The sequence below is a fragment of the Streptomyces nogalater genome (genome assembly GCF_039532885.1).
Classification (GTDB): Bacteria; Actinomycetota; Actinomycetes; order Streptomycetales; family Streptomycetaceae; genus Streptomyces; species Streptomyces nogalater.
The window spans coordinates 1-26,369 of record NZ_BAAASM010000050.1; the positions used below are offsets into that span (position 1 = coordinate 1).

Genomic DNA, 26,369 nt, shown 5'->3' on the forward strand with positions numbered 1-26,369 from the left:
GGGTGATGCCGTTGATCTCCATCGGCCCGGAGATGATCTTCCCGACCGTCTGCCGCGGATTCAGCGAGGCGTAGGGGTCCTGGAAGATCATCTGGATCTCGGAGCGGATCGGCGCCAGCGCCTTGCGGCCCGCGTGCGTGATGTCCTGGCCGCGGTAGGTGATCGTGCCGCCGGTCGGCTCCAGCAGGCGGGTGATCAGCCGGCCGGTGGTCGACTTGCCGCAGCCGGACTCGCCGACCAGGCCCAGGCTCTCGCCCTCGGCGACCTGGAAGTCCAGTCCGTCGACGGCCTGCACGGCACCGACGGTCCGCTTGATGGGGAAGCCGCCCTTGATGGGGAAGTGCTTGGTCAGACCGCTGACGTCCAGGAGCGGTTGTGCGTTGCTCATGATGGTGAATCCCGTCTCGTGTACGTCAGTGCCGGGAGGCGGTGAAGTCGGCGAAGAGGTCCCCCCGCTGCTCGGCGGGGAGATGGCAGGCTGATCCCCTGCCGTCCACCACCTCCAGCGGCGGTCGTTGCGTGGAGCACAGCCCGCCCGGGACCTTCTCCGCGAAGGTGCATCGCGGGTGGAAGCGGCAGCCGGACGGCGGGTTGAGCAGGGAGGGCGGCGAGCCGGGGATCGGCGTCAGCGGTACGTCGACCGACCCTTCGAGGCTCGGCATGGAACCGAGCAGGCCGAGGGTGTAGGGGTGCTGAGGGCTGCTCAGCACCTCCTTCTTGGTGCCCCGTTCCACGCACCGGCCGCCGTACATCACGAGTACGTCGTCCGCGATGTCGGCGATGACACCGAGGTCGTGGGTGATGAAGATGATGGCCGTGCCGAACTCCTGCTGGAGCTCCTTGAGCAGGTCCAGGATCTGGGCCTGGACCGTCACGTCGAGGGCCGTGGTCGGCTCGTCGGCGATCAGGAGCTCGGGGTCGCACACCAGCGCCATGGCGATCATCGCGCGCTGGCGCATACCACCGGAGAACTGGTGCGGGTAGTCGTCCACGCGCACGTCCGGCTGGGGGATGCCGACCCGCTTCAGCATCTCGATCGCCCGCGCCCTGGCCTCCTTCTTGGAGGCGCCGGTGTGCTTGCGGTACGTCTCACCGATCTGCGTGCCGATCGTGTGGAACGGCGACAGCGAGGCCAGCGCGTCCTGGAAGATCATGGCCATCTTGTTGCCGCGCAGCCGCTCCAGCTCCTTCTCGGTGGCGGTGAGCAGCTCCTTGCCGTCCAGCAGGATCTGGCCGTCGATCGCGGTGCGGTGGCGGTCGTGGAGGCCCAGGATCGTCAGGTTGGTGACGGACTTGCCGGAGCCCGACTCGCCCACGATGCCGAGCGTCTGCCCCTTGGCGAGGTCGAAGCTGAGCCCGTCGACGGCCTTGACGATGCCGTCCTCGGTGGAGAAGTGGACCTGCAGGTCCTTGACGGAGAGGAACGGCTGCTGATCGGTGCTCGTCACGGGGACGCTCCTGAGGGGGTGATGCGAGAGAGATCGCCGGGTGGGGCGGGGTCGGAACGGGGCGGGGCGGGTCAGGCGAGCCGGATCCGCGGGTCGATCAAGGCATAGACGGCATCCACGACGATGTTGAAGAACACGATCGCACCGGCCGCCAGCAGAGTCACACCGAGCAGCATCGGCAGATCGCTCTGGTCGACGGACTTCACCGCGAGCCGGCCGATGCCCTGGAGGCTGAAGGTCGACTCGGTGATGATGGCGCCTCCGATCAGCGTGCCCAGATCGATGCCGAAGACCGTGACGATCGGGCCCATCGCACCACGCCAGGCGAACCGGAAGAACACGTTCGCCCGGGACAGGCCCTTGGCCCGCGCCGTGCGGACGTAGTCCTCGCTGAGTTGCTCGACCAGCTGGGAGCGGGTCATGCGGGTGTAGTTGGCGGTGAAGATGATCGCGAGCACCAGCCAGGGCAGCAGGAGTCCGGAGAACCAGGCGGCCGGGTTCTCGGTCAGCGGGGTGTACTGCGGCTGGTCCAGCCATCCGAGCTGCGCGACGAAGAAGAACATCGCGATGTACCCGACGAAGTAGACCTGGAGGGAGGAGCCGAGCAGCGAGGCGGAGCTGGCGAACTTGTCCAGGAACTTGCCCTGCTTCAGGGCCGCGAGCATGCCCGCGCCGATGCCGAGGATCAGGAAGACGACAGCCGCGCCGAAGGCGAGCGAGAGGGTGGTGGGCAGCCGGTCCATGATCGTGTCGAAGACGGGCTCGCGGTTGGCGAAGGAGTACCCGAGGCAGGGTGCGTCGCAGTAGTCGAAGCCGGGGTAGTCGCGGCCGGCGAAGATGCCCACGAGCCAATGCCAGTACTGCACCGGGATCGGCTTGTCGATGCCCAGGTTCTTCCTGATCTGCTCAAGGTTCTCAGGCGTGCAGTTCTTGCCGCAGGACATCATGGCGGGGTCACGCGGCACGGCGTAGAAGAGCCAGAAGGTGATGGCGCTGATGATCAGCAGAATGACCAGCGCGCCGATGACTCGGCGGACAAGGAAGCGGAGCATGAGGCGTGACTTTCCGGACGGGGCGCCGTCGCCGGGAGGGAAGTAGAGGGGGTGGGCCGCTGGGGGCGGCCATGCGGGATGGCCGCCCCCAGCAGATCGCGCGGGCTTACTTCTTGGCGTAGAGCTTGCAGAGCGCGACGCAGGTGTTGGCGCCGTCCCACATGACGTTGCCGACCTTGGAGCCGTACAGGTAGTTACGGATCTTGTGGTAGTCCGGGACGGCCGCGGCCAGTTCCATGATCATCTTGTCGATGTTGCCCCAGGCCTTGTTGGCCTCTTCGACGTCCGGGATCTTGGAAGCCGCCTCGATCGCCTTGTTGACGCTCGGGTCGTTCAGCTGCGCGTAGTTGTTGCGGCCGTCGCCGATGTTCTTGCCGCTCCAGCACGGGTAGAAGACCGAGTAGCCGTTCGGCCAGTCGGGGCTCCAGCCGGCGCCGAACAGGTCGAAGTCGTTGTCGATCTTGCCGATCTGGGTGTAGAAGGTCGACTTGTCGACCTGCTTGTTGACGACCTCGAAGCCGGCCGCCTCCAGGGCGTTCTTGACGGCGACGGCGACCTTCACCTGGGTGTCGGACTGCTGGTAGGCGATGACCAGCTTCTGGCCGAGCTTGCCGGCCTCCTTCAGCAGGGCCTTGGCCTTCTCGGGGTTGCCGCCCGGCGTCTTCTGCGCGTCGTACAGGTCGAACTTGCTGTAGCCGGGGGTCACCGGGGCGAGGATGGTGCTGGCGACCTCGGTGGTCGCCTTGCCGCCGTTGATGGTCTGGATCTGCTGGTGCGGCCAGGCCCAGTTGATGGCCTGACGGACCTTCACGTCCTTGATGCGGGTGGTGTTGATCGGCCAGTAGTAGGTGACCGTGTCGACCGCGGTGAGGACGCGCTGCTTCAGCTCCGGCTTGGTGAGGACCTGGGCGATGCGCTCGGGGGCGATCTCGTTGAAGATCGGCACCGCGTACTGGTCGTTGCCCTGGTCCGCGATCCAGCGGTCGGTCGACGCGACCAGCTCGTAGCCCATCTGGAAGACGTACCGGTCCGGGTAGGCGTTGCGGATCGAGTCGGTCTTCGGGTCCCAGTGCTCGTTGCGCACGAAGGTGATCGACTTGCCGATCTTGCGGTCGCCGATCTTGTACGGGCCGCAGGAGAACGGACGCTTGTCGTACTTCTCCTTGGTGTCGTGCTTCTTCGGCACCAGGGAGTAACCACGCATCGCGAGCGTGTAGTTGAAGTCGGCGCGGGCCTCGGACAGACGGAAGGTGATGGTCTTGCCGTCGACCTCGATGGAGGAGAGGCTCTTGCCCTCGTACGGGCCCTTGTACTTGTCGCCGCCCTCAAGCCACGTCTGCACGTAGCGGGGGCCCTCGGTGATGAACGGGGCGAAGAGGCGCTCGAAGGTGTGGCGGACGTCCTCCATGGTGACGTCGGAGCCGTCCTCCCACTTCAGGCCGTCCTTGAGCGTGAAGGACCAGGTCTTGCCGCCGTCCTTCATGGTGCCGGCGTCGGTCGCGGCGTCGCCGACCAGGACGGCGCCGCCCTTGTCGTCCAGCTTGTAGCCGGTCAGGGCGCGCATGATCGGCACGGTGATGGCGGCCTCGGTCGAGTTGTAGATCTGACCGGGGTCCATGTGGTCCATGTCGAACTGCTGGAGCGAGTAGATCGTCCCGCCCGTGACCGCACCCTTGACCTCGGGAGCCGGACCGGTCGAGTCGGCCTTGGAGCCGACCGGGATGGACGTCGTCTTCGAGCCGCTGACCTTGGGGGCGTCGTTCTGCCCGGAGCCGCCCTCGTTGCCGCTGCTGCAGGCGCTCAGCACCGAGGTCGTCGCCGCGGCGACGCCGGTGGCGATGAGGAAGTTTCTACGGGAGAAGGACATGACTTCCTGCCTTGGAAAGTGGGAGAGATGAGAGGTATTCCGGCACCCTGGCGCCGTTGCCGTGCTTGTGAACTACCGGAGTCAGCGCTTGGACTTGGGGTCGAGTGCGTCACGCACCGAGTCACCGAGGAGGTTGAACGCGAGCACGAAGAGCACCATGGACAGGCCCGGGAAGAGCATGAAGGTGATGTCCTCGGTGTAGAACATGGCGCCGCGCTGGATCATGACGCCCCAGTCCGGGGTCGGGTCGATCATGCCGACACCGAGGAAGGCGAGACCCGCCTCAGCGGTGACGAACGCCGGGAGCATCAGCGTGCCCTGGATGATGATCGGCGTCCACAGGTTCGGCAGCAGTTCCTTGAAGACGATACGCCGCGGCGAGGCACCGGTGACCTTGGCGGCCTCGACGAACTCCCGTTCGCGCAGGCCGAGTACCTGGCCGCGCAGCAGTCGGGCGATGGAGGCCCAGCCGAAGGTCGCGAGGACGATGATCAGGCCGGTGGCCCGCAGCCAGGTCGGGATGTCCTCGTCAGGGGCGATGAAGAGCCCGTACACCACCGGCATGAACGCGATGAAGAACAGGGTGGACGGGAACGACAGGAGGATGTCGATGATCCGGCCGACGAGGTAGTCCGTCCTGCCGCCGAGGTAACCGGCGGTGACGCCGATGACCACGCCGAGGAACACGGTGAGCAGGGTGGCGGCGAGGGCGATGCCCAGGGAGGTGCGGATCGCGTAGAGCAGGAAGGTGAAGACGTCACGTCCGAGCTGCGGCTCGACGCCGAACCAGAACTCGGAGCTCATGCCGCCGTTGGGGCCGGAGGGGTACGAGAAGGCGTTGAGCAGACTCGGGTCCTGGCTCGCGTAGGTGGTGTACGGGTCCTTGCCGTACACCTTCGCGATCAGCGGTGCGGCTATCGCGACCACGAAGAAGAAGATCACGACGTACGCGGAGATGACGCCCGTCTTGTCGCGCTTGAAGCGCTTCCAGGCGAGTCGGCCCGGGGAGCGGCCTTCGCTGCCCTTCGGACCGTCCGCAGTGGTCGACTTCGCCACGGTCTCGTCGGTCACCTCAAGCGGGGCAGCCGCGGATGGAGTTGGAGGGGTCATGGTGCTCCTGGCCCAAGGGAGGGTCTGATGACTCCGCAGGGCGCTCCCCTACGGGCTACGCCGGACTTTTTCAACGCAATTCATTCAAGGTCAATAAATTCTCGGCGCCCTTGGTTTTCTCTTTACCTTCTTTACTCTTCCTTGACCGTTCCGTAGCTACGCGGGTAGCGCGCTGTAATCAATCCGTGCTTCACATCGGACTAACTGCGCGAAACGGGCAAGGAGTTCGATATGCGGACGGTGGAGTGTCGACATGCGTACATCACCCCGTCCCAATCCAACGTTTCGGCATCGTTACGCGTCGATCTCTTGCGCTCGATGGTCAAGATCATCGGTGGTCCGGTCCGGTGTGCCTGCAATCGGATGACGCATCCCCCTAAAGGCCGTGTTTTCGGGCAGTGTGCCGGTGCCGTGCGCGGTATGTGTCCCTCGACCCGTACGCGATCCAGGCTCACGAGGAGGCACGCCATGCGGCGCAGCACGCACGCCCGATGGGCCGCCGGCGCGGTGGTGGTCCTGGCGCTCGCCGCCCCGGGCTGCGCCGGTCCGGGCGCCGGCAACGGCGGCGCGGTGCTCAGCTCCTCCTGGGGCGACCCGCAGAACCCGCTGGAGCCGGCCAACACCAACGAGGTCCAGGGCGGCAAGGTCCTCGACATGATCTTCCGGGGCCTGAAGCGGTACGACCCGAAAACGGGCAAGGCCCGTAACTGGCTGGCCCGGTCCATCGAGACCCGGGACTCGCGCACCTTCACCGTCCGGCTGAAGAACGGCTGGAAATTCTCCAACGGCGAGAAGGTGACCGCCCGCTCCTTCGTGGACGCCTGGAACTACGGGGCGAGCCTCAGCAACAACCAGAAGAACGCCTACTTCTTCGGCTATATCGAGGGTTACGACAAGGTCCACCCCGGCAACGGCCGGCAGCGCGCCGACACGCTGAGCGGGCTGAAGGTGGTGGACGACCACACCTTCACCGTCCGGCTCGGCCAGAAGTTCTCCGGCTTCCCCGACACCCTCGGCTACGCCGCCTTCGCCCCGCTGCCCCGCGCCTTCTTCACCGACCACGCGGCCTGGGTGCGCAAGCCGGTCGGCAACGGCCCGTACACCATCGAGTCCTATACCAAGGGCGCGCAGATGTACCTGAAGAAGTGGGACGGCTACCCCGGCCCGGACAAGGCGCACAACGACGGTGTGACCCTGCTCGTCTACACCGACGGCAACACCGCCTACACCGACCTCCTGGCCGGCAACCTCGACCTCGCCGACGACATCCCCGCCGCCCAGCTGAAGAACGTCGGGAGCGACCTGGGCGAGCGCTACCTCAACACCCCCGCGGGCATCATCCAGACCCTCGCCTTCCCCTACTACGACAAGGACTGGAACCGACCCGGCGCGGAGAAGGTCCGCACCGGGCTGTCCATGGCGATCAACCGCCGGCAGATCACCGACACGCTCTTCCGCGGGACCCGCACCCCGGCCACCGACTGGACCTCCCCGGTGCTCGGCGCGGCCGGCGGCTACAAGAAGGGCCTGTGCGGCAGGGCCTGCGACTACGACCCGGGCCGGGCGCGGAAGCTGATCGAGGAAGGCGGCGGCATCCCCGGCGGCCGGCTCACCCTCACCTACAACGCGGACTCCGGCTCGCACCGGCAGTGGGTCGACGCGGTGTGCAACTCCATCAACAACGCGCTCGGCGACGACCGGGCCTGCGTCGGCAACCCGGTGGGCACCTTCGCCGACTTCCGCGACCAGCTGGGCCGGCACCGGATGACCGGCCCGTTCCGGGCGGGCTGGCAGATGGACTACCCGCTCATCCAGAACTTCCTCCAGCCCCTCTACTACACCGGCGCCTCCTCCAACGACGGCGCCTGGTCCAACAAGGACTTCGACCGGCTGGTGGACCGGGCCAACGCCGAGACCGACCCCGCCCGGGCGGTCGCCCTCTTCCAGCGGGCCGAGGAGGTCGTCCGGGACCACATGGCCGCCATCCCGCTGTGGTACCAGAACGGCAACGCCGGCTACTCCGAGCGGCTGTCCCACGTGGCGCTCAACCCCTTCAGCGTCCCGGTCTACGACGAGATCAGGGTCGGCTGAGCCCATGGGACGCCATGTACTGCGCCGGCTGCTCCAGATGATCCCGGTGTTCGTCGGGGCCACGCTGCTGATCTTCCTGATGGTCAACGTGATGGGCGACCCCGTCGCCGGCCTGTGCGGGGAGCGGGCCTGCGACCCGGCGACCGCCGCCCGGCTGCGCCATGAGTTCGGCCTCGACCAGCCGGTGTGGCGGCAGTACCTCACCTACATGGGGAAGGTCTTCACCGGCGACTTCGGTACGGCCTTCAACGGACAGCCGGTCACCGAGCTGATGGCGACGGCGTTCCCGGTCACCGTCCGGCTCACCGTGGTGGCCGTCCTCTTCGAGGTCGTCGTCGGCGTCACGCTGGGCGTGGTGACCGGGCTGAGGCGCGGCCGGCCCGTGGACACCGGGGTGCTGCTGGCCACCCTGGTCGTCATCTCCGTGCCGACCTTCGTCACCGGCCTGCTGCTGCAACTGCTGCTCGGCATCAAGTGGCAGTGGATCAGGCCCTCGGTGCGCGGCGGCGGCTTCGCGGAGCTGATCGTCCCCGGGCTGGTCCTCGCCTCCGTCTCGCTCGCCTACGTCACCCGGCTGACCCGCACCTCGCTCGCGGAGAACCGGCGCGCCGACTACGTCCGCACCGCCGTCGCCAAGGGCCTGCCCCGCCGCCGGGTCGTCACCCGGCACCTGCTGCGCAACTCGCTCATCCCCGTGGTCACCTTCATCGGCACCGACATCGGCGCGCTGATGGGCGGCGCCATCGTCACCGAGCGGATCTTCAACATCCACGGCGTCGGCTACCAGCTCTACCAGGGCATCCTGCGCCAGAACAGCCAGACCGTCGTCGGCTTCGTGACCGTGCTGGTCCTCGTCTTCCTGCTGGCCAACCTGCTCGTCGACCTGCTGTACGCCGTACTCGATCCGAGGATCCGCCATGCCTGAACAGCCCTACGAACCCCAGGGCGCGATCGCCGGCACCGGCATGGGCGGCGCGATGGACCTCGGCGCGAGCGAGGCCGTCACGCTGGAGGGGACGCCGGGCGGACCACCGGGGCCGACAGGGACCGGCCGGCCCCGCTCGCTGTGGTCCGACGCCTGGCGGGACCTGCGCCGCAACCCCGTCTTCCTGCTGTCGGCCCTGGTCATCTGCTTCCTGGTGCTGATCTCCCTGTGGCCCTCGCTGATCGCCTCCGGCTCACCCCTGAGCTGCGACCTCGCCAGATCCCAGGACGGCCCGGGCCCGGGCGCCCCGTTCGGCTACGACGGCCAGGGCTGCAACGTCTACACCCGCACCGTCCACGGCGCCCGCGCGTCCGTCACGGTCGGCCTGTGCGCCACGCTAGGGGTGGCGCTGCTCGGTTCGGTGCTCGGCGGACTCGCGGGCTACTTCGGCGGGATCTGGGACGCGCTGCTGTCCCGGCTCACCGACATCTTCTTCGCCATCCCGGTCGTCCTCGGCGGCCTGGTCCTGCTCTCCATGGTCACCTCCACCACGGTCTGGCCGGTCGTCGGGTTCATGGTGCTGCTGGGCTGGCCGCAGGTCTCCCGGATCGCGCGCGGCTCGGTCATCACCGTCAAGCACAACGACTACGTCCAGGCCGCCCGCGCCCTCGGCGCCTCCGACACCCGCATCCTGCTCCGGCACATCGCCCCCAACGCGGTGGCCCCCGTCATCGTCGTCGCCACCATCGCGCTCGGCACCTACATCGCCCTGGAGGCGACCCTGTCCTACCTCGGCGTCGGCCTCAGACCGCCCAGCGTCTCCTGGGGCATCGACATCTCCGCCGCCTCCCCCTTCATCCGCAACGCCCCGCACGCCCTGCTGTGGCCCTCGGGCGCCCTGGCCGTGACAGTGCTGGCCTTCATCATGCTCGGCGACGCGGTCCGCGACGCCCTCGACCCGAAGCTGAGGTGATGGTGCCGTGCTGCTCGAAGTGCGGGATCTGCACGTGGAGTTCCGTACCCGGGACGGCGTCGCCCGGGCCGTCAACGGGGTCGGCTACGCGGTGGACGCGGGCGAGACCCTGGCCGTGCTCGGCGAGTCCGGTTCCGGCAAGTCCGTCACCGCGCAGGCCGTGATGGGCATCCTCGACACCCCGCCCGGCCGGATCACCGGCGGGCGCATCCTGTTCCAGGGCCGGGACCTGCTCACCCTCAAGGAGAGGCAGCGGCGCGGGATCCGGGGCGCCGCGATGGCGATGATCTTCCAGGACGCGCTGTCGGCCCTCAACCCGGTGCTCACCGTGGGGGACCAGCTCGGGGAGATGTTCGTCGTGCACCGGGGGATGTCCCGCAAGGACGCCCGGGCCCGGGCGGTGGAGCTGATGGAGCGGGTGCGCATCCCGGCGGCGGCCCAGCGGGTGCGGGACTACCCGCACCAGTTCTCCGGCGGCATGCGCCAGCGCATCATGATCGCCATGGCGCTGGCGCTGCGGCCGGCCCTCGTCATCGCCGACGAACCCACCACCGCCCTGGACGTCACGGTCCAGGCCCAGGTGATGGACCTGCTCGCGGAGCTGCGGCGCGAGTACCGCATGGGGCTGATCCTGATCACCCACGACCTGGGCGTGGTCGCGGACGTCGCCGACCGGATCGCGGTGATGTACGCCGGGCGGATCGTGGAGACCGCGCCCGTGCACGACCTCTACCGGGCCCCGGCCCACCCCTACACCCGCGGACTGCTGGACTCCGTGCCCCGCCTGGACCGCAAGGGCCGGGAGCTGTACGCCATCAAGGGCCTGCCGCCGAACCTCATGCGGGTCCCGCCCGGCTGCTCCTTCCACCCGCGCTGCCCGATGGCCCAGGACGTGTGCCGCACCGACGAGCCCCCGCTGTACGAGGTGCCCGGCGGCCGGGGCAGCGCCTGCCACTTCTGGAGGGAGTGCCTGCGTGGCTGAGCCGATCCTGGAGGTGGCCGGGCTGGTCAAGCACTACCCCCTCACCCGCGGTGTGCTGCTGCGCAGGCAGACCGGCGCGGTGAAGGCGGTCGACGGCGTCGACTTCACGCTCGGCCGGGGCGAGACCCTGGGCCTGGTCGGCGAGTCGGGCTGTGGCAAGTCGACGGTGGCCCGGCTGCTGTGCCATCTGGAGCGCCCGACGGCCGGCACCATCCGGTTCAGAGGGGAGGACGTCACCGGGCTGTCCGGCCGGGCGCTCAAAGCCGTGCGCCGCGCCGTCCAGATGGTCTTCCAGGACCCCTACACCTCGCTCAACCCCCGGATGACGGTCGGGGACATCGTCGGGGAGCCGTTCGAGATCCACCCCGAGGCGGCCCCGAAGGGCGACCGGCGCCGGAGGGTGCGGGAGCTGCTGGACGTGGTCGGCCTGGACCCGGAGTACGCGAGCCGCTATCCCCACCAGTTCTCCGGTGGCCAGCGCCAGCGCATCGGCATCGCCCGGGCGCTGGCGCTGCGCCCCGAGGTCGTCGTCGCCGACGAGCCGGTGTCCGCCCTGGACGTCTCGGTGCAGGCCCAGGTGGTCAACCTGCTGGCCCGGCTCCAGGCGGAGTTCGGCCTCTCGTACGTCTTCATCGCGCACGACCTGTCGGTGGTGCGGCACATCTCGGACCGGGTCGGGGTGATGTACCTGGGCCGGATCGTGGAGAGCGGCCCCGGCGACGCGATCTACGACCATCCGACCCACCCCTACACCCAGGCCCTGCTCTCCGCGGTGCCCGTGCCCGACCCGGCGGCCCGTGACCGGCGCGAGCGGATCATCCTCACCGGGGACGTGCCCTCGCCGACGGCCGTGCCGTCCGGATGCCGGTTCCGCACCCGCTGCTGGAAGGCGCGCGAGCGGTGCGCGCGGGAGGTTCCGGCGCTGGCGGTGCCGGCCGTCTTCCGGGACGCCGCGGGCCCCGAGGCCCACCCGTCGGCCTGTCACTTCGCCGAGGAGAGGCCGGTCGTCCCCGCAGGGGAGCTGCGGGACAACGGGAACGGGCCGGGGTGACATGGTCGCCCCGGCCCGTTTACGGCACCCGCACGGCCGTACGCGGTTCAGGCTGCCGTGTCCGTATATCGGTACCGCTTCCGTCGAGTTGCCTGTGTGTTAACGGACTTCACGGGCGTTTCGCCGGGGGCAGGGAGCGCCTGAGGAAGTCCAGCTGGAGGCGGAGCAGGTTCTCCGCGACCGTCTCCTGCGGGGTCATGTGGGTGACCCCGGACAGCGGCAGCACCTCGTGCGGCCGGCCGGCGGCCAGCAGGGCGGAGGACAGCCGCAGCGAGTGGGCGACCACCACGTTGTCGTCCGCGAGCCCGTGGATCACCAGCATCGGGCGGTGCGGCTCGGCCGGGTCGACCAGGCCCGCGTCGTCGATCACCGAGTTGCGGCGGTAGACCTCCGGCCGCTCGCCCGGGTCGCCGAGGTAGCGCTCCTGGTAGTGGGTGTCGTAGAGCCTCAGGTCGGTGACGGGGGCGCCGACCACCGCCGCGTGGAAGACGTCCGGGCGGCGCAGCACCGCCAGCGCCGCCAGGTAGCCGCCGAAGGACCAGCCCCGGATCGCCACCCGGTCCAGGTCCAGCGGGTACCGCTCGGCGAGCGCGTGCAGCGCGTCGACCTGGTCCTGGAGCACCACGGCCGCCACGTCGTCCCGGATCGCCTTCTCCCAGGCGGGGGAGCGGCCCGGGGTGCCCCGGCCGTCGGCGACGATCACCGCGAAACCCTGGTCGGCGAACCACTGGGAGGTGAGGTGGGCGTTGTGCGCGGCCACCACCCGCTGGCCGTGCGGGCCGCCGTAGGGGTCCAGGAGGACCGGCAGGGGAGTGTCACCGGGGTAGTCCCGAGGCATAAGCACGGCGCATGGGATTCGGCGTGCGCCCCCTTCGGTGAGCGTCACCCGCGGACGCGCGCCCGGATCCTCGGCGTACGACCGGATCGCGGCCGCCGGCTCCCCGTCGCACAGCACCGGGGCCCGGCTGCCCGGCCGGTCCAGGGACGCGGACACCAGGACGGTGACACCCCCGGCGCGCACCGCCGTGTGCACGCCGGGCTCCTCCGACACACGTTCCACACCCAACTCGTTCACTCTGTACACATGAACTTCGCCAATTTCCGGCGCCGGGGCCTCCGGACCGGAAGAGGCGGAAACCAGTACGTCCCGCGAACCGACGTCCAGAACCGCACGAATGTGCAACTGTGCGCTGGTCAGCGGACGTTCGCCGACCGTCAGCACGCGGGCGCCGCCCTCGTCCGCGATGCGGACAAGCCGCCCCGAGGGGCTCCAGCAGGGCACACCGGCGAAAAGTTCCAGCCAATCTGGGTCTTCGTCGGCGTGCACCATCCGGGTGGCCCCGGAATCCGGGTCCACGGCCAGGAACACCTGGCTGCGCTGGTTCCGCGCCTGCACCAGCAGCAGCGGCGCACCCGCCTCTGACCAGTGCACACGTGCCAGATAGGGGTAGCGCGCCCGGTCCCAGACCACCTCCGTGCGGCTGCCGTCCAGCCCGTGGACGAACAGTCGTACGTCCGCGTTCGGGGTGCCCGCCGCCGGATACCGGATGTTGTGTGGCTCACGTTCCGGTCGGGCCGGATCCGCGATCCACCACCGCCGCACCGGCGTGTCGTCCACGCGCGCCACGAGCAGCCGGTCCGAGGACGGAGCCCACCAGAAGCCCCGCGAACGGCTCATCTCCTCGGCCGCGACGAACTCCGCGAGCCCGTAGGAGACCTCCGCCGACTCCGGTTCGGCCAGTGCCCGGTCGCCGTCCCCCTCGGCGCCCACCACCCGCAGCGCGCCCCGGGAGACGTAGGCGATATGCCGCCCGTCCGGCGCCGGACGGGGGTCGATCACCGGACCCGGCACGGGGAGTTCACGGGTCGTCCCGGCGCGCAGCTCCGCTGTGAAAAGCCGCCCTGACAAGGCGAAGGACGCCAACTCCACGGAAGTGTCGGTGGCATAACCGACGATGCCGGCGCCGCCCTCCCGGCCGCGCTCGCGGCGGGCCCGCTCCTCGGCCGACAGCTCTTCCGCGGCGCCCCGGAGCAGCGCCCCGGGGTCGGCCGCCAGGCGCTCGGTGCCGTCCGGAAGGTCCATGACCCACAGGGCGTTGGCCCGGTCGGTGCCCGAGCCGGAACGCAGGAACGCGACGCGCGTGCCGTCGGGTGCCACGGTGAACGAACGCGGCGCGCCGAGCGTGAACCGCTGGGTCCGGGCGTGCCGGCGGGGGAAGGAGTCAGCCTCGGTCGTCATACCCCGACCATATTGGCCATGCGCCCCCTTGTGCGGCTGTGCGCCGAGCGATGCGCGCACACGGATAGTTATGATCACTACCGCTGAGTGGGTATGAACCTGCCGGCGACTGCATGGATTTGCTCAACTGATCTAGAACCCGCGTCCCTGGGATCTTTGGAGGTGAGCCGCCGTGGCACTCTCGATTTCGGCGGTGGTGCTGCTGGCGATCATCGTCTTCCTGCTGATCAAGAAGTCAGGGCTGAAGGGCGGCCATGCGGTCGTCTGCATCCTGCTCGGCTTCTATCTCGCCTCCTCGACCATCGCGCCGACGATCAGAGAGCTGACGACGAACGTCGCCGGCATGATCGGCAGCATCAAGTTCTGACGGCCGGCGTCGCCGGGGGCGGTGCGCGGGACCTCGTAGGGTGGTGCCATGACGGAACTGCCCGCGCGGCGTCTGCTGCTGGTGCACGCGCACCCGGACGACGAGTCGATCAACAACGGCGCGACCATGGCCCGGTACGCGGCCGAGGGCGCGCAGGTGACCCTGGTCACCTGCACCCTGGGCGAGCGTGGCGAGGTCATCCCGCCGGAGCTGCGGCATCTGACGGGTCCCGCGCTGGGCGCACACCGGCGCGGTGAGCTGGGCGCGGCCCTCGCCGCGCTCGGCGTCACCGACGGCCGGCTGCTCGGCGGCGCCGGGCGCTACGGCGACTCCGGGATGACCGGCACCGCCGACAACGACGACCCCGGCTGCTTCTGGCAGGCCGACGTGGACGAGGCCGCCGGCCGCCTCGCCGAGGTGATCGCGGAGGTCCGCCCGCAGGTCCTCGTGACCTACGACGACAACGGCGGCTACGGCCACCCGGACCACATCCAGGCCCACCGCGTCGCCATGCGCGCCGTCGACCTCGCGGCCGAACGCGGCCACCGGATCGCCAAGGTGTACTGGAACCGCGTCCCGCGCTCCGTCGTCGAGGCCGCCTTCGCCCGGCTGCGGGACGAACTGGACACCCTGCCGTTCGACAAGAGCGCGGCCGTGGACGACGTACCCGGCGTGGTCGACGACGCGCGGATCACCACCGCGGTCGACGGCACCGCGTACGCCGCAGCCAAGGCCGCCGCGATGCGCGCCCACGCCACCCAGATCGAGGTGACCGGGCCGTACTTCGCGCTCTCCAACGCCCTCGCCCAGCCGCTTTTCACCACCGAGTACTACGAGCTGGTGCGTGGCACCGGCGAGCCCGGGGAGACCGACCTGTTCGCGGGTGTCGAGGAGGCGTCGTGAGCGGCGGCGGACCGGGCTCGCCGCTCGCCCAGCCGCTGCGCCCGCCCTCCCCGGGCCGGGCCGCCGCCCTCGTCGGCCTGTTCCTGCTCGGCGCGGTCGTGGCCCTGGCCGGCGCCCTGGTGCAGGCCGCCTGGTTCCCCGGCGGGCTGCTGCTCGCCCTCGCCGGCTCCGCCGGGCTCTTCCTCGGCGGCTCCTACGCCACCCGCAGCCGCGGCGGGGCGGTCGCGCCGGCCGCGGGCTGGCTCGTCGCCGTCATCCTGCTCACCACCACCCGCCCGGAAGGCGACTTCCTGTTCGGCGCGGGCGGCGGCTCCTATCTCTTCCTGCTCGGCGGCATGGTCCTGGCTGTGATCTGCGCCACCGTTGGCGCCGGACGGCAACCCGGCGGCGGCCCCGCCCGACTTGGCAAGTGACGTACCACTTCGCCGTGCGGCGCACGTGCGAGTCCCGTGTGGGTTTCCCCAGCGGTCATGGGATGCGAGCCAGACGTGGCCAGTATGGTGGTGCGCGCCGCCGAGCCGCCCGAGCAGTCAGGTCGTAAGGGCGGCGGAGCCAACCGGGAGAACCTGCCTTGAGTCGTGAAACTGACACTCCGTCCTCCGGGCCCAACGGGCGCGGCGGAGCCGCATACCCGTCCGGCACACCGCCGTACGGGACCCCCCTGGCTTCCGACGACGGTATGGGCGCGGGCCGTTCGGGCACGCGGCCGGACGAGAAGAAGACCGAGACCACGCTGACGACCCGGATCCGGATCAACATCCCCGGATCCCGGCCCATCCCGCCGGTCGTGGTGCGCAAGCCCGTCGCGGACGGCGAGGGCGGCGGCGACGAGACGCCCGCCGCCGAGGAGCGGCCCGCGGCGGACCGCGCGCCCGCCGCCGACGGCACCGCCGAGGCCCCGGCCGAGCCGGCCGGTCAGACGGAGGAGAAGACCAGCGACTGGTTCGCCCCCCGCAAGTCCGGTGCCCCGAAGGGCGGTCCGGGTGGCGGCGGCACCAACGGCGCCGGGATCGCGGGCGGTTCCGCCGGCCCGGCTCCCGCCTCCGGCCCGGCGGGCCCCCGTAAGGGTGGTCCGGGCGCGTCCGCCGCGGCCGGTGCCACCGGCGCGCGCCCCGGCAGCCGTCCCGGCGGTGTGGTCGGCGCCATGAGCGCGCCGGGCGGCTCCCGCTCCGGGGGCCGCAAGGGCGCCGCCGCGGGCGGCAAGGGCCTGCCCGGCGCCACCGGTGGCCCCGTCGCCCCGGGCCACGGCGGCGGCACCGGCTCCTTCGACGTGACCGAGGCGCTGACCGCGGGCCGGCCGGGCGGCGGCTCCCGTCCCGGTGCGCCCGGTTCCGGCGAGCCCCGCCGCGACGACCTGCCGTACTTCTCGGAGGACCGCCCGGCCCACGGCGGCCGGGACGGCTACGGCACGGGTGCCGACGGCTACGGCGGCTCGGCGGGCGGTGCCCCCGGGCAGGGCGGCGCCGGCGACTTCACCGGACACGGCGGCCCCGGCGGCCTGAACGGTCGCGGTGCCCCCGGGCAGGGCGGCGCCAGCGGCTTCAACGGGCCCGGCGGCCCCGGCGGCCCCGGCGGAGCGCAGGGCCCGGTCGGCCCCACCAGCGGACCGGTCACCGGCGACGGCACCCTCGTCCCGCCGCCCGCCCCGGGCACGGGCGGCCCCTTCGACGGCCCCTCGGGCACGGGCGGCCCGTTCGACGGTCCCTCGGGCACGGGCGCCGGCTACCCCGGCCAGGGCTCCCCGCAGGGCTCCCCGCGCTCCGGCCAGGGCGGCCCGCGCAGCGCCCTGACCGACCTCGCCGACCTCGACGGGCCCGGCGCCGGCCCCGCCGGACCGGGCACCCGCCCGGCCGGCCGCGGCCCCGGCAGCGGGCTCAGCGACGACACCGCGATCCTCACCCCGCAGAAGCCGGCCCCCGAGCCGGGCACGCCCGGTTACCGTTCGCCGGCCGCCGGCAACGTCTCCGGGCAGACCGTCACCAGCGGCATCCCGGTCGTCCCCGGCGCGGGCGGCGGCACCCCGTCCGGCACGCCCGGCAGCGGCCCGGCGGCATCCGCCGCGCCCGCTCCCAAGCCGGCCCCGGCCCCCGCCGCCAAGGCGGCCAAGCCGAAGAAGAAGGGCCGCAGCAAGCTGATGCTGCTCGGCGCCGCCGTGGTCGTCGTCGCGGGCGGTGCCTACGGCGCCGGGCTGCTGATGAATCACAGCGACGTGCCCAAGGGCACCACCGTGCTCGGCGTCGACATCGGCGGCGGCACCCGCGACGACGCAGTCAAGAAGCTGGACGACGCCTTCGGCAAGCGGGTCGACAAGCCGATGAAGCTCGCCGTCGGCGGCAAGACCGTCACCCTCACCCCGGAGAACGCCGGCCTCCAGTTCGACTACCAGGCCACCGTCAGCGAGGCCGCGACGAGCGACTACAACCCGGTCCACGTCGTCGGCTCCCTCTTCGGACAGAAGCGCGTGGTCGCCCCGGTCATGCCGGTGGACGAGGAGAAGCTGCACGCCGCGCTCCAGCAGGCCGGTGGAGGCTCGGGCGCGGGCGCCGGCGTGGCCACCGACGGCACCATCGAGTTCAAGTCCGGCAAGGCCGTGCCCGTCTACGGCAAGGCGGGCAAGGCCGTCGACGCCGAGCACTCCGCCCAGGCGGTCGAACAGGCCTACCGGACGCTGGTGGAGACGGGCAACGCCACCCCGGTCGCCGTGCCGACCACCACCCGGCAGCCCACGGTCTCCAACGCCGAGGTCGACCGGATGATGAAGGAGTTCGCCGAGCCCGCGATGTCGGGCCGGGTGACGGTCCAGGTGGACCCGGCCCACTCGGTGCCCTTCAGCCCGCAGAACTCGCTGTGGAAGTTCCTCCGGGTGACGGCCGTGGACGGCAAGCTGGTCGACAAGCCCGACCTGGCCGCCCTCAAGGAGCTGTACGGCCAGGCCTTCGACGGGGTGCTCATCACCCGGGGCAACGGCAAGAAGACGGCCGTCACCCCCGAGGACGTCTACGCCGCGCTGCGTCCCGCGCTGATGAGCAGGACCAACCGGGTCGGGATCATCGACACGAACCCGAGCTAGGCACCGCACCGGGAGCGGGGGCGTCCCCACCGGCGGGTCCACCGACGGGTCCACCGACGGGGGTGCCCCCTCGCCGTACCCGTCACCCGATCCGCGTGACATCTGTCATCCGGCGGTCGGGACCCACGGCACTGCCCCCGCCCCACCCCCTGCCGCCAGCATGGACGCCATGACGACGACAGCGGTACCGGCCACCACCACCCCGGTGGTCGGGTTCGACCAGGTGACCAAGACGTACGGGAGCGTGCGGGCCGTGGACGGCCTGTCGCTGCGGCTGTACCCGGGCGAGACCGTCGCCCTCCTCGGCCCGAACGGGGCCGGCAAGTCCACCACCCTCGACCTGCTCCTCGGGCTGACGCGGCCCGACAGCGGCTCGGTCGGCCTGTTCGGCACCGGCCCGCGCGAGGCCATCGTGGCCGGCCGGGTCGGGGCCATGCTGCAGAGCGGCGGGCTGACGGACGGGGTCACCGTCGCCGAACTGGTGAAGCTGGCGTGCTCGCTGCACCCGCGGCCGTACCCGGTCGCCGAGGTGCTGGCGCGCGCGGGCATCGACCGGATCGCCGACCGCAAGGCCGACAAGCTGTCCGGCGGCCAGGCCCAGCGGGTCCGGTTCGCCCTCGCCACCGCCGGCGACAGCGACCTGATCGTCCTGGACGAGCCGACCACCGGCATGGACGTCTCCGCCCGCCAGGCCTTCTGGGCCACCATGCGGGCCCAGGCCGACCAGGGCCGTACGGTGCTGTTCGCCACCCACTACCTCGAAGAGGCCGACGCCATCGCCGACCGGGTCCTGGTGCTGCACCGGGGCCGCCTGCTCGCCGACGGCACCGCCGCCGAGATCAAGGCCAGGGCGGGCGCCCGCCGTATCTCCTTCGACCTGGCCGGAGACATCGACGACAGCGCCCTCGGCGCCCTGCCGGCCGTCACCCGGATCGACGTCTCGGGCCGGACCGTCCGCATCCGGTCCGCCGACGCCGACGCCACCGTCCACGCCCTGTACGGCCTCGGCCTCTACCCCCGCAACCTGGAAGTCGCCGGCCTCGGCCTGGAGCAGGCCTTCGTCGCCCTCACCACCGCCGAGGAGGCGAAGCAGCAGTGAACAGCCTGATCAAGCTGGAACTCGTCCGCGCCCTGCGCAACCGCAAGTTCCTGTTCTTCACCGTGATCTACCCCGCGGCGCTCTTCCTGCTGATCGCGGGCAACGCCGACAGCCACACCGAGGTCGACGGCACGGGGCTGACCCTGCCGACGTACATGATGGTCTCCATGGCCTCCTTCGGCGCGCTGACCGCCACGCTCATGGGCAACAGCGAGCGCATCGCCAAGGAGCGCGAGAACGGGTGGGTACGGCAGCTGCGGCTGACCCCGCTGCCCGGGCGCGGCTACGTCCTCGCCAAGACCGCCGGCGCGGCCGTGGTCAGCCTGCCGTCCATCGTGATCGTGTTCGCGGTCGCCGCCGCGGTGAAGGACGTACGCCTCGACGCCTGGCAGTGGCTCGCCCTGAGCGGCGCCGTCTGGGCCGGCAGCCTGGTCTTCGCCGCGCTCGGCGTCGCCCTCGGCTACGCCGCCACCGGCGACGCCGTCCGCCCGATCACCATGATCGTCTACTTCGGTCTTTCCCTGCTGGGCGGCCTGTGGATGCCCACCACCACCTTCCCGCAGTGGCTCCAGGACATCGCCCGCTGGCTGCCCACCCACGCGTACGCTGCCCTGGGACGGGCCATCGAACAGAGCCAGGCCCCGCACGCCCGGGACATTGCCGTGCTCGTCGTCTCCTTCGTCCTGTTCGCGGGCGGCGCGGCCTGGCTGTACCGGAAGGACACGCTGAAGGCGTGAGCGGCACGACGACGCAGGACCGGGACACCGCGATGCCGCGGCACACCCCCGTGGGCTGGCCGCCCACCAGCCGGCGCGACCTGATGATCAAGTCGCTGTGGATCCTGGTCTGGCTGGTCTTCCTCAGCTCACCGGTCGAGGACCTGGCCGGCGGCGGCCACTCCACCGCCGCCACCGTGGCGGGCTCCTGCGGCCTCGCCGTCTTCGTCGGGGTCTATCTGGCGATGGTCTTCCGCAACATCGGCCGGCCGTTCTCCCGGGGTGTCGTGCTCGGCCTGGGCGGGGTCCTCGGCGTCCTCGCCCCCACCCTGGCCTACACCCTCGGCAGCGCCTGGCTGGGCCTGTTCGTCTACCTGGCGGTCGCCTACGGCGCCACCCTGCCGCTGCGCGCCGCCTACTGGGCCATCCCGGCCTCCGCCCTGGTGATGTACCTGATCGGCATGGGCTCCGCCGAGAAGGAGGCGCGCGGCCTGGTCGTCCTCGTCGTGCTCATCGGGTTCGCGATGACCGGCGTCGGCCAGCTCGTGCGCACCACCATCGAGCTGCGCAAGGCCCGGGCCACCGTCGCCCAGCTCGCCGCCAACGAGGAGCGCCTGCGCCTCGCCCGCGACCTGCACGACCTGCTGGGCCACTCGCTCTCCCTGATCACGCTGAAGAGCGAGCTGGCCGGCCGGATGCTGCCCGGCCACCCCGAGCAGGCGGCCCGGCAGGTCGCCGACATCGAACAGGTCAGCCGGCAGGCCATGGTAGACGTCCGGGAGGCCGTCACCGGCTACCGGCGGCCCCGGCTGGCCGCCGAACTCGCGGGTGCCCAGGTCGCCCTGGCCGCCGCCGAGGTCGTCGCCGAGGTGCCCGCCGACCCCGACCTCACCGACGTCCCCGAGGAGGCCGAGTCCGCCCTCGCCTGGGCGCTGCGCGAGGCCGTCACCAACGTGGTCCGGCACAGCGGCGCCAGCCGCTGCGCGGTACGCCTGCTGCGCCACGAGACCCTGGACGGCCCGGTGCTCGAACTCACCGTCGAGGACAACGGCTCCGGCGGCTCCGGCAAGGGCCCAGGCAACGGTCTGACCGGCCTGACCGAGCGACTGCAGAAGGCCGGCGGCACCCTGCGCGCGGGCCGGATCAAGCGGGGATTCCGGCTGGTCGCCCGCGTCCCGGCGGCCCCTTCGACGGACGTAGGATCCGGGGCATGACGAGCACGATCAAGGTCCTGCTGGCCGAGGACCAGTCGATGGTCCGCGAGGCGCTGGCCGCGCTGCTCGGCCTGGAGGACGACATCGAGGTCGTCGCCCAGGCCGCGCGCGGCGACGAGGTGCTCGACGCCGTGGGCGCGCACGGCGTGGACGTGGCGCTGCTCGACATCGAGATGCCCGGCTGCACCGGCATCGAGGCCGCGGCCCGGGTGCGCCGCGCCTACCCGGGCGTCAAACTGGTCGTGCTCACCACCTTCGGCCGGCCCGGCTATCTGCGCAGCGCCATGGAGGCCGGCGCCGACGCCTTCCTCGTCAAGGACGCCCCCGCCGCCCAGCTCGCCGAGGCGATCCGCAAGGTGCTGGCCGGGGAGCGGGTCATCGACCCCATCCTGGCCGCCGCCGCGCTCGCCGAGGGCGCCAATCCGCTCACCGAGCGCGAACGCGAGGTGCTCCGCGCGGCGGCCGACGGCTCCACCAACGCCGAACTGGCCCAGGCCCTGCACCTGTCGCCGGGCACGGTCCGCAACTACCTGTCGACGGCCATCCAGAAACTGGCGGCCCGCAACCGGGCGGAGGCGGTGCTGATCGCCCGGGAGAAGGGGTGGCTGTGACGGGCTCGCTCAGTTGAGCTTGGCGCGTGCGGTGCCCGCCTCCTGCCGGATCTTGCGCGCCGCCGCCTCGTCCACCACCTCGATCAGGTCGGCGTAGTGCTCCAGTTCCTCGGCGCCCGCCACGAACTGGCCGCGCTGTACCAGCAGTTGCCCGCGCTCATAGCGCAGCCGCGCCGGATGCGAGGGGATGAGCAGTGCTAGTTCCACGGCCCGCAGTCCCACGTCCGACCGCTCCGGCCGGGCCGCCGCCCACGCCCGCATGTTGTTCAGCACCCGCTGCACGACCTCCAGCGGCGGCGCCGGCTCCAGCATCGAGGGGTCCGGCGGCGCGCCCGTGGCGCCCACCACCAGCAGCTCGGCGTCCGTCCCGGTCAGCACCCGCCCGCCCTCGAACGGATCGGCCAGCACCCGGTCCGCCGCCGGACCGAACCCGACCACGAAGTGCCCGGGCAGCGCCACCCCGTACACCGGCGCCCCGGCCCGGCGGGCGACCTCCAGCCACACCACCGACAGCAGGATGGGCAGCCCGCGCCGCCGCCCGAGCACCTCGTGCAGCAGGGAGGACTCCAGCCGCTGGTAGTCGCCGGGCGTGCCGTGGAAGCCGTGGCGGTCGCCGAGCAGCCGGCGCACCGCCTCCGCCCACGCGCGCGGCCCGCCCGGCCGGTACGGCAGCTCGCCCGCCAGCCGGTCCAGCTCCGCCTGCGCGGCGTCGATACCGGCGTCGTCCAGCGAGCCGTCCGTCTCGGCGCCGATCAGCAGACACAGCGCCGACAGGTCCGGCCGCTCCGACCGGACCTCCTCGGCGAACCGCCGCCGCAACTCGGCGGAACGCTCCGGCGAGGGCGGATACGGGGGCGGCAGATACGGGCGGCCCATGGATCCTCAGCCCCTTCCACGACGGCCGGGCGCGGCGGGCGCGGCCGCTCTCTCCGGTGCACGGTCGGGCGCGGCGGGTGTGGCCGTTCCCTCCGGTGCGTGGTCGGGCGCGGCCGGTTCTTCCGGCACGCGGTGGAGTGCGGCCGGTTCTTCCTGCGCGCGGTCCGGGGTGGCGGGCGTGGCCGTGTCCTCCGGTGCGCGGTCGGCTGCGGCTGGGCCCTCCGGCGTGCGGTCGGGTGCGGCGGGTGTGGCCGTTCCCTCCGGTGCGTGGTCGGGCGCGGCCGGTTCTTCCGGCACGCGGCGGGGTGCGGTGGGCGGGGCGTGTTCTTCCGGTGCGTGGTCCGGTGCGGCGGGTGTGGCCGTTTCCTCCGGTGCGCGGCCGGAGACCGTGGGCGTGGTGGGCTCCCCCGGTGCGCGGTCCGGGGCGGCGGGCGTGACTGGTCCCTCCGGGGCGCGGTAGTGGTGGTAGGCGTGGTGCGGCAGGAAGCCGAGGGTGCGGTACAGCGCCCGGGCGCCCTCGTTGTCCACCTCCACCTGGAGCCAGGCCGCCGAGGCGCCCTCCTCCAGGGCGCGCCGGGCCAGCGCGGCCATCACCTCGGTGGCCAGCCCCTCCCGGCGCCGGGCGGGGTCCACCTCGACGGCGGCGAACCCGGCCCACCGACCGTCCACGACACACCGTCCGATCGCCGCCGGCGGCTCGCCGCCCCCGGCACCGGGCACGGCCGCGAACCACACCGACGGCCCGCCGTGCAGCACCCGCAGCGCCACCTCGCCCACCCCCTTGCGCCGGTACCGGGCGAGCCACGCCTCGTCCGCCGTCCGGGACAGGATCACCCCCTCGCCCCCGGCCCGGTCCGCGACCGGCGCCAGCGCCCCGGTCCACACCTCGGCGGTCACCTCCCGCACCCAGCCGCGCCGCTCCAGCTCCGCGCACAGCAGCTCCTGCGTGCCCTCGGCGCCGGTCGCGGTCTGCACACAGGCGGGCAGGCCCCGCTCGCCGTACCAGCGTCGTACGGCGTCCAGGGCCGTATCGAGCCCGATCCCGGGGTCGCCCAGCGGCAGCACACTGTTGGCGCGCCGGGTGAACCCGGCGGCGGCCCGCAGCTCCCAGCCGCCCAGCGGCTCGCTCTCCACCGGCGGCCAGGCGCGCGCGGCGATGCGCGCCAGCTCCGGATACGTGGCGGCGGGACCCCGGCGGCGCGCCGGAGCGGCGGGAATCACCTTGCCCGCGACCAGCGCGGTTTCCGGGATGACGACACATTCGCCGTCTCGCCGTGTGATCATGAGCACGCCACCGTCCCAGGATGTGAGAACACCCACCGTGTCAGTGAACTTCTCCGGTCCGGCACCGGGTTCGCCCAACCGCCGTACAGAGACCCGTTTCCCCACGTCAGCTGGGGTGATTCGGACCTCCAGGCGTCCTGTCGCCGAGATTTCCACCGGTCAGTTCACCCCTCCTGTTCGGATCATGCTCCGGAACGGAGATACTAGGGGCGGGCATCGACGACGCCGCGCTCCCGCGCGCCAGGCGGCGGGCCTGAGGAGGCCCGCCAGCGCCCTATCGAGGAGGAACGACAGCGTGACCTACGTCATCGCGCAGCCTTGTGTCGACGTCAAGGACAAGGCGTGCATCGAGGAGTGCCCGGTCGACTGCATCTACGAGGGCCAGCGGTCCTTGTACATCCACCCGGACGAATGCGTCGACTGTGGTGCCTGTGAGCCGGTCTGCCCGGTCGAGGCGATCTTCTACGAGGACGACGTCCCGGAGGAGTGGAAGGACTACTACAAGGCGAATGTCGAGTTCTTCGACGAGCTGGGCTCGCCGGGCGGCGCCAGCAAGCTGGGGCTGATCGAGCGCGACCACCCCTTCGTCGCCGAGCTGCCGAAGCAGGGCTGACCGCCCGCCTGAGCGCCAAGCGGCCGCAACCGCGCCGCCTCGGTCCCGTACGGCCCGATCACCCGATCAACGCCGCACGGGACCGAGGCGTTTGCCGCACCGCATGAAAGTGAGCCACTGATCGTGTCCGCAGTCTCCGACCGGCTCCCGGTCTTCCCGTGGGACAAGCTGGAGCCGTACAAGAAGACGGCCGCCGCCCACCCGGACGGCATCGTCGACCTCTCGGTGGGCACCCCGGTCGACCCGGTGCCCGAGCTGATCCGGAAGGCACTGGTCGACGCGGCCGACTCGCCGGGCTACCCGACCGTCTGGGGCACCCCCGCCCTGCGCGACGCGATCACGGGCTGGCTGGAGCGCCGGCTGGGCGCCCGCGGGATCACCCACCGGCACGTGCTGCCGGTCGTCGGCTCCAAGGAACTGGTGGCCTGGCTGCCGACCCAGCTCGGCCTCGGCCCCGGCGACAAGGTCGCCTACCCGCGCCTGGCCTACCCCACCTACGAGGTCGGCGCCCGCCTCGCCCGCGCCGAGTACGAGGTCTACGACGACCCGCGCGAGCTGGACCCCACGAACCTGCGGCTGCTCTGGCTGAACTCCCCGTCCAACCCGACGGGCCGGGTCCTCACCCGGCGGGAGCTGACGGACATCGTCGCCTGGGCCCGCGCCCACGACGTCCTGGTCTTCTCCGACGAGTGCTACCTGGAACTGGGCTGGGAGGCCGACCCGGTCTCGGTCCTGCACCCGGACGTCAACGGCGGCTCCTACGACGGCATCGTCGCCGTGCACTCGCTGTCCAAGCGGTCCAACCTGGCGGGCTACCGCGCGGCCTTCGTCGCCGGCGACCCGGAGGTCCTCGGCCCGCTGCTGCAGATCCGCAAGCACGGCGGCATGATGACCTCCGCGCCGACGCAGGCCGCCGTGGTGGCCGCGCTCGGCGACGACACCCACGTGCGGGAACAGCGCGAGCGCTACGCGGCCCGCCGCGAGGCCCTGCGCTCGGCCCTCCTCGCCCACGGCTTCCGCATCGAACACAGCGAGGCGAGCCTCTACCTCTGGGCCACCCGCGACGAGTCCTGCTGGACCACGGTCGCCGACCTGGCCGACCGGGGCATCCTGGTGGCCCCGGGCGACTTCTACGGCGAGGCGGGCGCCCGCCACGTACGGGTGGCCTTCACGGCGACGGACGAACGGGTCCAGGCGGCGGTCTCCCGCCTGGCCCCCTGACCCCCTGACCGACCCCGCCGAGGGCCGGGCGGGTACGACGGCGAACGGGGCCCAGGGAAGACCCTGGACCCCGTTCACCGGCGAAGGCGGCCTCAGCCGAGCGGCAGGCCCTGGGTCGGCAGGGACCCGGTGGGCAGCCCGCCCTTGGTGACCGCGTCCGTCGGCAGGCCCCCCTTCGTCGCGCCGGCCGCGGCGTCCCCGAGGGCACCCCCCGCGGCCCCGGCCACGTCGCCCGCGGCCTTCTGCGCCACCGGAGCCGTCCGCTTCACGGCGCTGCCGCCGGTCTTGCCCGCGGCCGGCACCGCCTGCTCGACCGCCTTGCCGCCCGTGTGGCCCGCGACCGAGGTCACCTGCTGCGCGGCGCTGTCGACGCTGTCACCGGCGTGCGCGCCGTCCAGCGCGGTCAGCCCGCTCAGGTTGGGGGCGACGTCGGGCAGGTTCGTGGCCGCACCGGCGGAGCCGGCCGCACCGACCCCGGCGGCCGCTCCCGCTGCGACGAGCAGCGCGGCACGGGCGATCCGGCGGGTCAGAGGGAGGGACATGATGCTCCATTCGACGGGAGAGAACGGTGTCTGCGTCCGAGCCCGTCTCCGGCTCGGACGCCGTGACTACCGCTCGAAGCCCGCGAAGGTTGCGGACGCCCCGGGTAAAGAATGG

Annotated in this window: 23 protein-coding genes and 1 pseudogene; 15 read left to right on the forward strand and 9 right to left on the reverse strand. The window is 71.9% G+C overall.

Annotated elements, in window-relative coordinates; all coding sequences use genetic code 11:
* From ABD350_RS28550 to ABD350_RS28570, 5 genes are all read right to left on the reverse strand, one after another.
* Positions 1–388, reverse strand: a 388-nt coding sequence (locus tag ABD350_RS28550; RefSeq protein ID WP_344351522.1) for an ATP-binding cassette domain-containing protein, incomplete at its 3' end; no start/stop codon positions are given.
* A gap of 25 nt (positions 389–413) precedes the next feature.
* Complete coding sequence (locus ABD350_RS28555) at positions 414–1,448, reverse strand: ABC transporter ATP-binding protein (protein ID WP_344351523.1); 1,035 nt, start codon at positions 1,446–1,448, stop codon at positions 414–416.
* Between the two features lie 71 nt (positions 1,449–1,519).
* Positions 1,520–2,500 (reverse strand): ABC transporter permease, encoded by a 981-nt coding sequence (locus ABD350_RS28560; RefSeq protein ID WP_344351524.1) that lies wholly within the window; start codon positions 2,498–2,500, stop codon positions 1,520–1,522.
* 106 nt (positions 2,501–2,606) lie between these two features.
* Complete coding sequence (locus ABD350_RS28565; RefSeq protein WP_344351525.1) at positions 2,607–4,367, reverse strand: ABC transporter substrate-binding protein; 1,761 nt, start codon at positions 4,365–4,367, stop codon at positions 2,607–2,609.
* A gap of 81 nt (positions 4,368–4,448) precedes the next feature.
* Positions 4,449–5,477 carry an ABC transporter permease gene (locus ABD350_RS28570; RefSeq protein ID WP_382466973.1) on the reverse strand — a complete coding sequence of 343 codons (1,029 nt, stop codon included), beginning with the start codon at positions 5,475–5,477 and terminating at the stop codon, positions 4,449–4,451.
* Positions 5,478–5,945: 468 nt separating this feature from the next.
* Between ABD350_RS28570 and ABD350_RS28575 the strand changes: the two genes are divergently transcribed.
* From ABD350_RS28575 to ABD350_RS28595, 5 genes are read left to right on the forward strand one after another with little or no spacing between them, the layout of a single operon-like run.
* Positions 5,946–7,568, forward strand: a complete 1,623-nt coding sequence (locus ABD350_RS28575; protein WP_344351527.1) for a peptide ABC transporter substrate-binding protein — start codon at positions 5,946–5,948, stop codon at positions 7,566–7,568.
* Positions 7,569–7,572: 4 nt separating this feature from the next.
* Entirely contained in the window at positions 7,573–8,493 is a 921-nt protein-coding gene (locus tag ABD350_RS28580) for an ABC transporter permease (RefSeq protein ID WP_344351528.1), read from the forward strand.
* The gene (locus ABD350_RS28585; protein ID WP_344351529.1) at positions 8,486–9,466 is read left to right on the forward strand and encodes an ABC transporter permease; all 981 of its coding nucleotides are present in this window, start codon (positions 8,486–8,488) and stop codon (positions 9,464–9,466) included. The genes ABD350_RS28580 and ABD350_RS28585 overlap by 8 nt, the downstream gene beginning before the upstream one ends.
* A gap of 7 nt (positions 9,467–9,473) precedes the next feature.
* Positions 9,474–10,448, forward strand: coding sequence for an ABC transporter ATP-binding protein (locus ABD350_RS28590; RefSeq protein WP_344351530.1), 975 nt, complete (start codon positions 9,474–9,476; stop codon positions 10,446–10,448).
* Entirely contained in the window at positions 10,441–11,499 is a 1,059-nt protein-coding gene (locus tag ABD350_RS28595; RefSeq protein WP_344351531.1) for an ABC transporter ATP-binding protein, read from the forward strand. Before ABD350_RS28590 ends, ABD350_RS28595 begins: the two co-directional genes overlap by 8 nt.
* Positions 11,500–11,608: 109 nt before the next feature.
* Here ABD350_RS28595 and ABD350_RS28600 read toward each other — a convergent pair whose 3' ends face one another.
* Positions 11,609–13,738 (reverse strand): S9 family peptidase, encoded by a 2,130-nt coding sequence (locus ABD350_RS28600; protein WP_344351532.1) that lies wholly within the window; start codon positions 13,736–13,738, stop codon positions 11,609–11,611.
* A gap of 172 nt (positions 13,739–13,910) precedes the next feature.
* On the opposite strand from ABD350_RS28600, the gene ABD350_RS28605 reads away from it, so the two are divergent.
* The 8 genes from ABD350_RS28605 to ABD350_RS28640 all read left to right on the forward strand — a co-directional run bounded on the left by ABD350_RS28605 (position 13,911) and on the right by ABD350_RS28640 (position 21,718).
* Complete coding sequence (locus ABD350_RS28605; protein WP_030614868.1) at positions 13,911–14,105, forward strand: hypothetical protein; 195 nt, start codon at positions 13,911–13,913, stop codon at positions 14,103–14,105.
* 48 nt (positions 14,106–14,153) lie between these two features.
* Positions 14,154–15,008, forward strand: a complete 855-nt coding sequence (gene mshB, locus ABD350_RS28610) for an N-acetyl-1-D-myo-inositol-2-amino-2-deoxy-alpha-D-glucopyranoside deacetylase (RefSeq protein WP_344351533.1) — start codon at positions 14,154–14,156, stop codon at positions 15,006–15,008.
* A complete protein-coding gene (locus ABD350_RS28615; protein ID WP_344351534.1) occupies positions 15,005–15,421 on the forward strand; it encodes a DUF6113 family protein in 417 nt (138 codons plus the stop codon). Before mshB ends, ABD350_RS28615 begins: the two co-directional genes overlap by 4 nt.
* 158 nt (positions 15,422–15,579) lie before the next feature.
* Positions 15,580–18,078: a hypothetical protein gene (locus tag ABD350_RS28620; RefSeq protein WP_344351535.1), complete on the forward strand. Its 2,499-nt coding sequence runs from the start codon at positions 15,580–15,582 to the stop codon at positions 18,076–18,078.
* A 169-nt stretch (positions 18,079–18,247) separates the two neighbouring features.
* Positions 18,248–19,177: an ABC transporter ATP-binding protein gene (locus ABD350_RS28625; RefSeq protein ID WP_344351537.1), complete on the forward strand. Its 930-nt coding sequence runs from the start codon at positions 18,248–18,250 to the stop codon at positions 19,175–19,177.
* Complete coding sequence (locus ABD350_RS28630) at positions 19,174–19,914, forward strand: ABC transporter permease (protein WP_344351539.1); 741 nt, start codon at positions 19,174–19,176, stop codon at positions 19,912–19,914. Before ABD350_RS28625 ends, ABD350_RS28630 begins: the two co-directional genes overlap by 4 nt.
* A 32-nt stretch (positions 19,915–19,946) precedes the next feature.
* The gene (locus ABD350_RS28635; RefSeq protein WP_344351623.1) at positions 19,947–21,107 is read left to right on the forward strand and encodes a sensor histidine kinase; all 1,161 of its coding nucleotides are present in this window, start codon (positions 19,947–19,949) and stop codon (positions 21,105–21,107) included.
* Positions 21,104–21,718 carry a response regulator gene (locus tag ABD350_RS28640; RefSeq protein WP_344351541.1) on the forward strand — a complete coding sequence of 205 codons (615 nt, stop codon included), beginning with the start codon at positions 21,104–21,106 and terminating at the stop codon, positions 21,716–21,718. The genes ABD350_RS28635 and ABD350_RS28640 overlap by 4 nt, the downstream gene beginning before the upstream one ends.
* 9 nt (positions 21,719–21,727) lie before the next feature.
* On the opposite strand, the gene ABD350_RS28645 is transcribed toward ABD350_RS28640, so the two are convergent.
* Positions 21,728–22,594 carry a transglutaminase family protein gene (locus tag ABD350_RS28645; RefSeq protein ID WP_344351542.1) on the reverse strand — a complete coding sequence of 289 codons (867 nt, stop codon included), beginning with the start codon at positions 22,592–22,594 and terminating at the stop codon, positions 21,728–21,730.
* A 447-nt stretch (positions 22,595–23,041) separates the two neighbouring features.
* Positions 23,042–24,034, reverse strand: a pseudogene (locus tag ABD350_RS28650) (GNAT family N-acetyltransferase); the annotation flags it as partial.
* A 139-nt stretch (positions 24,035–24,173) separates the two neighbouring features.
* Between ABD350_RS28650 and fdxA the strand changes: the two are divergent.
* Positions 24,174–24,491 carry a ferredoxin gene (gene fdxA, locus ABD350_RS28655; RefSeq protein ID WP_030614838.1) on the forward strand — a complete coding sequence of 106 codons (318 nt, stop codon included), beginning with the start codon at positions 24,174–24,176 and terminating at the stop codon, positions 24,489–24,491.
* A gap of 123 nt (positions 24,492–24,614) precedes the next feature.
* Positions 24,615–25,712, forward strand: coding sequence for a bifunctional succinyldiaminopimelate transaminase/glutamate-prephenate aminotransferase (locus tag ABD350_RS28660; RefSeq protein WP_344351544.1), 1,098 nt, complete (start codon positions 24,615–24,617; stop codon positions 25,710–25,712).
* A gap of 92 nt (positions 25,713–25,804) precedes the next feature.
* Here the strand turns inward: ABD350_RS28660 and ABD350_RS28665 are convergent, their stop codons facing one another.
* Entirely contained in the window at positions 25,805–26,254 is a 450-nt protein-coding gene (locus ABD350_RS28665) for an ATP-binding protein (RefSeq protein ID WP_344351546.1), read from the reverse strand.
* Between the last annotated feature and the right edge of the window lie 115 nt (positions 26,255–26,369).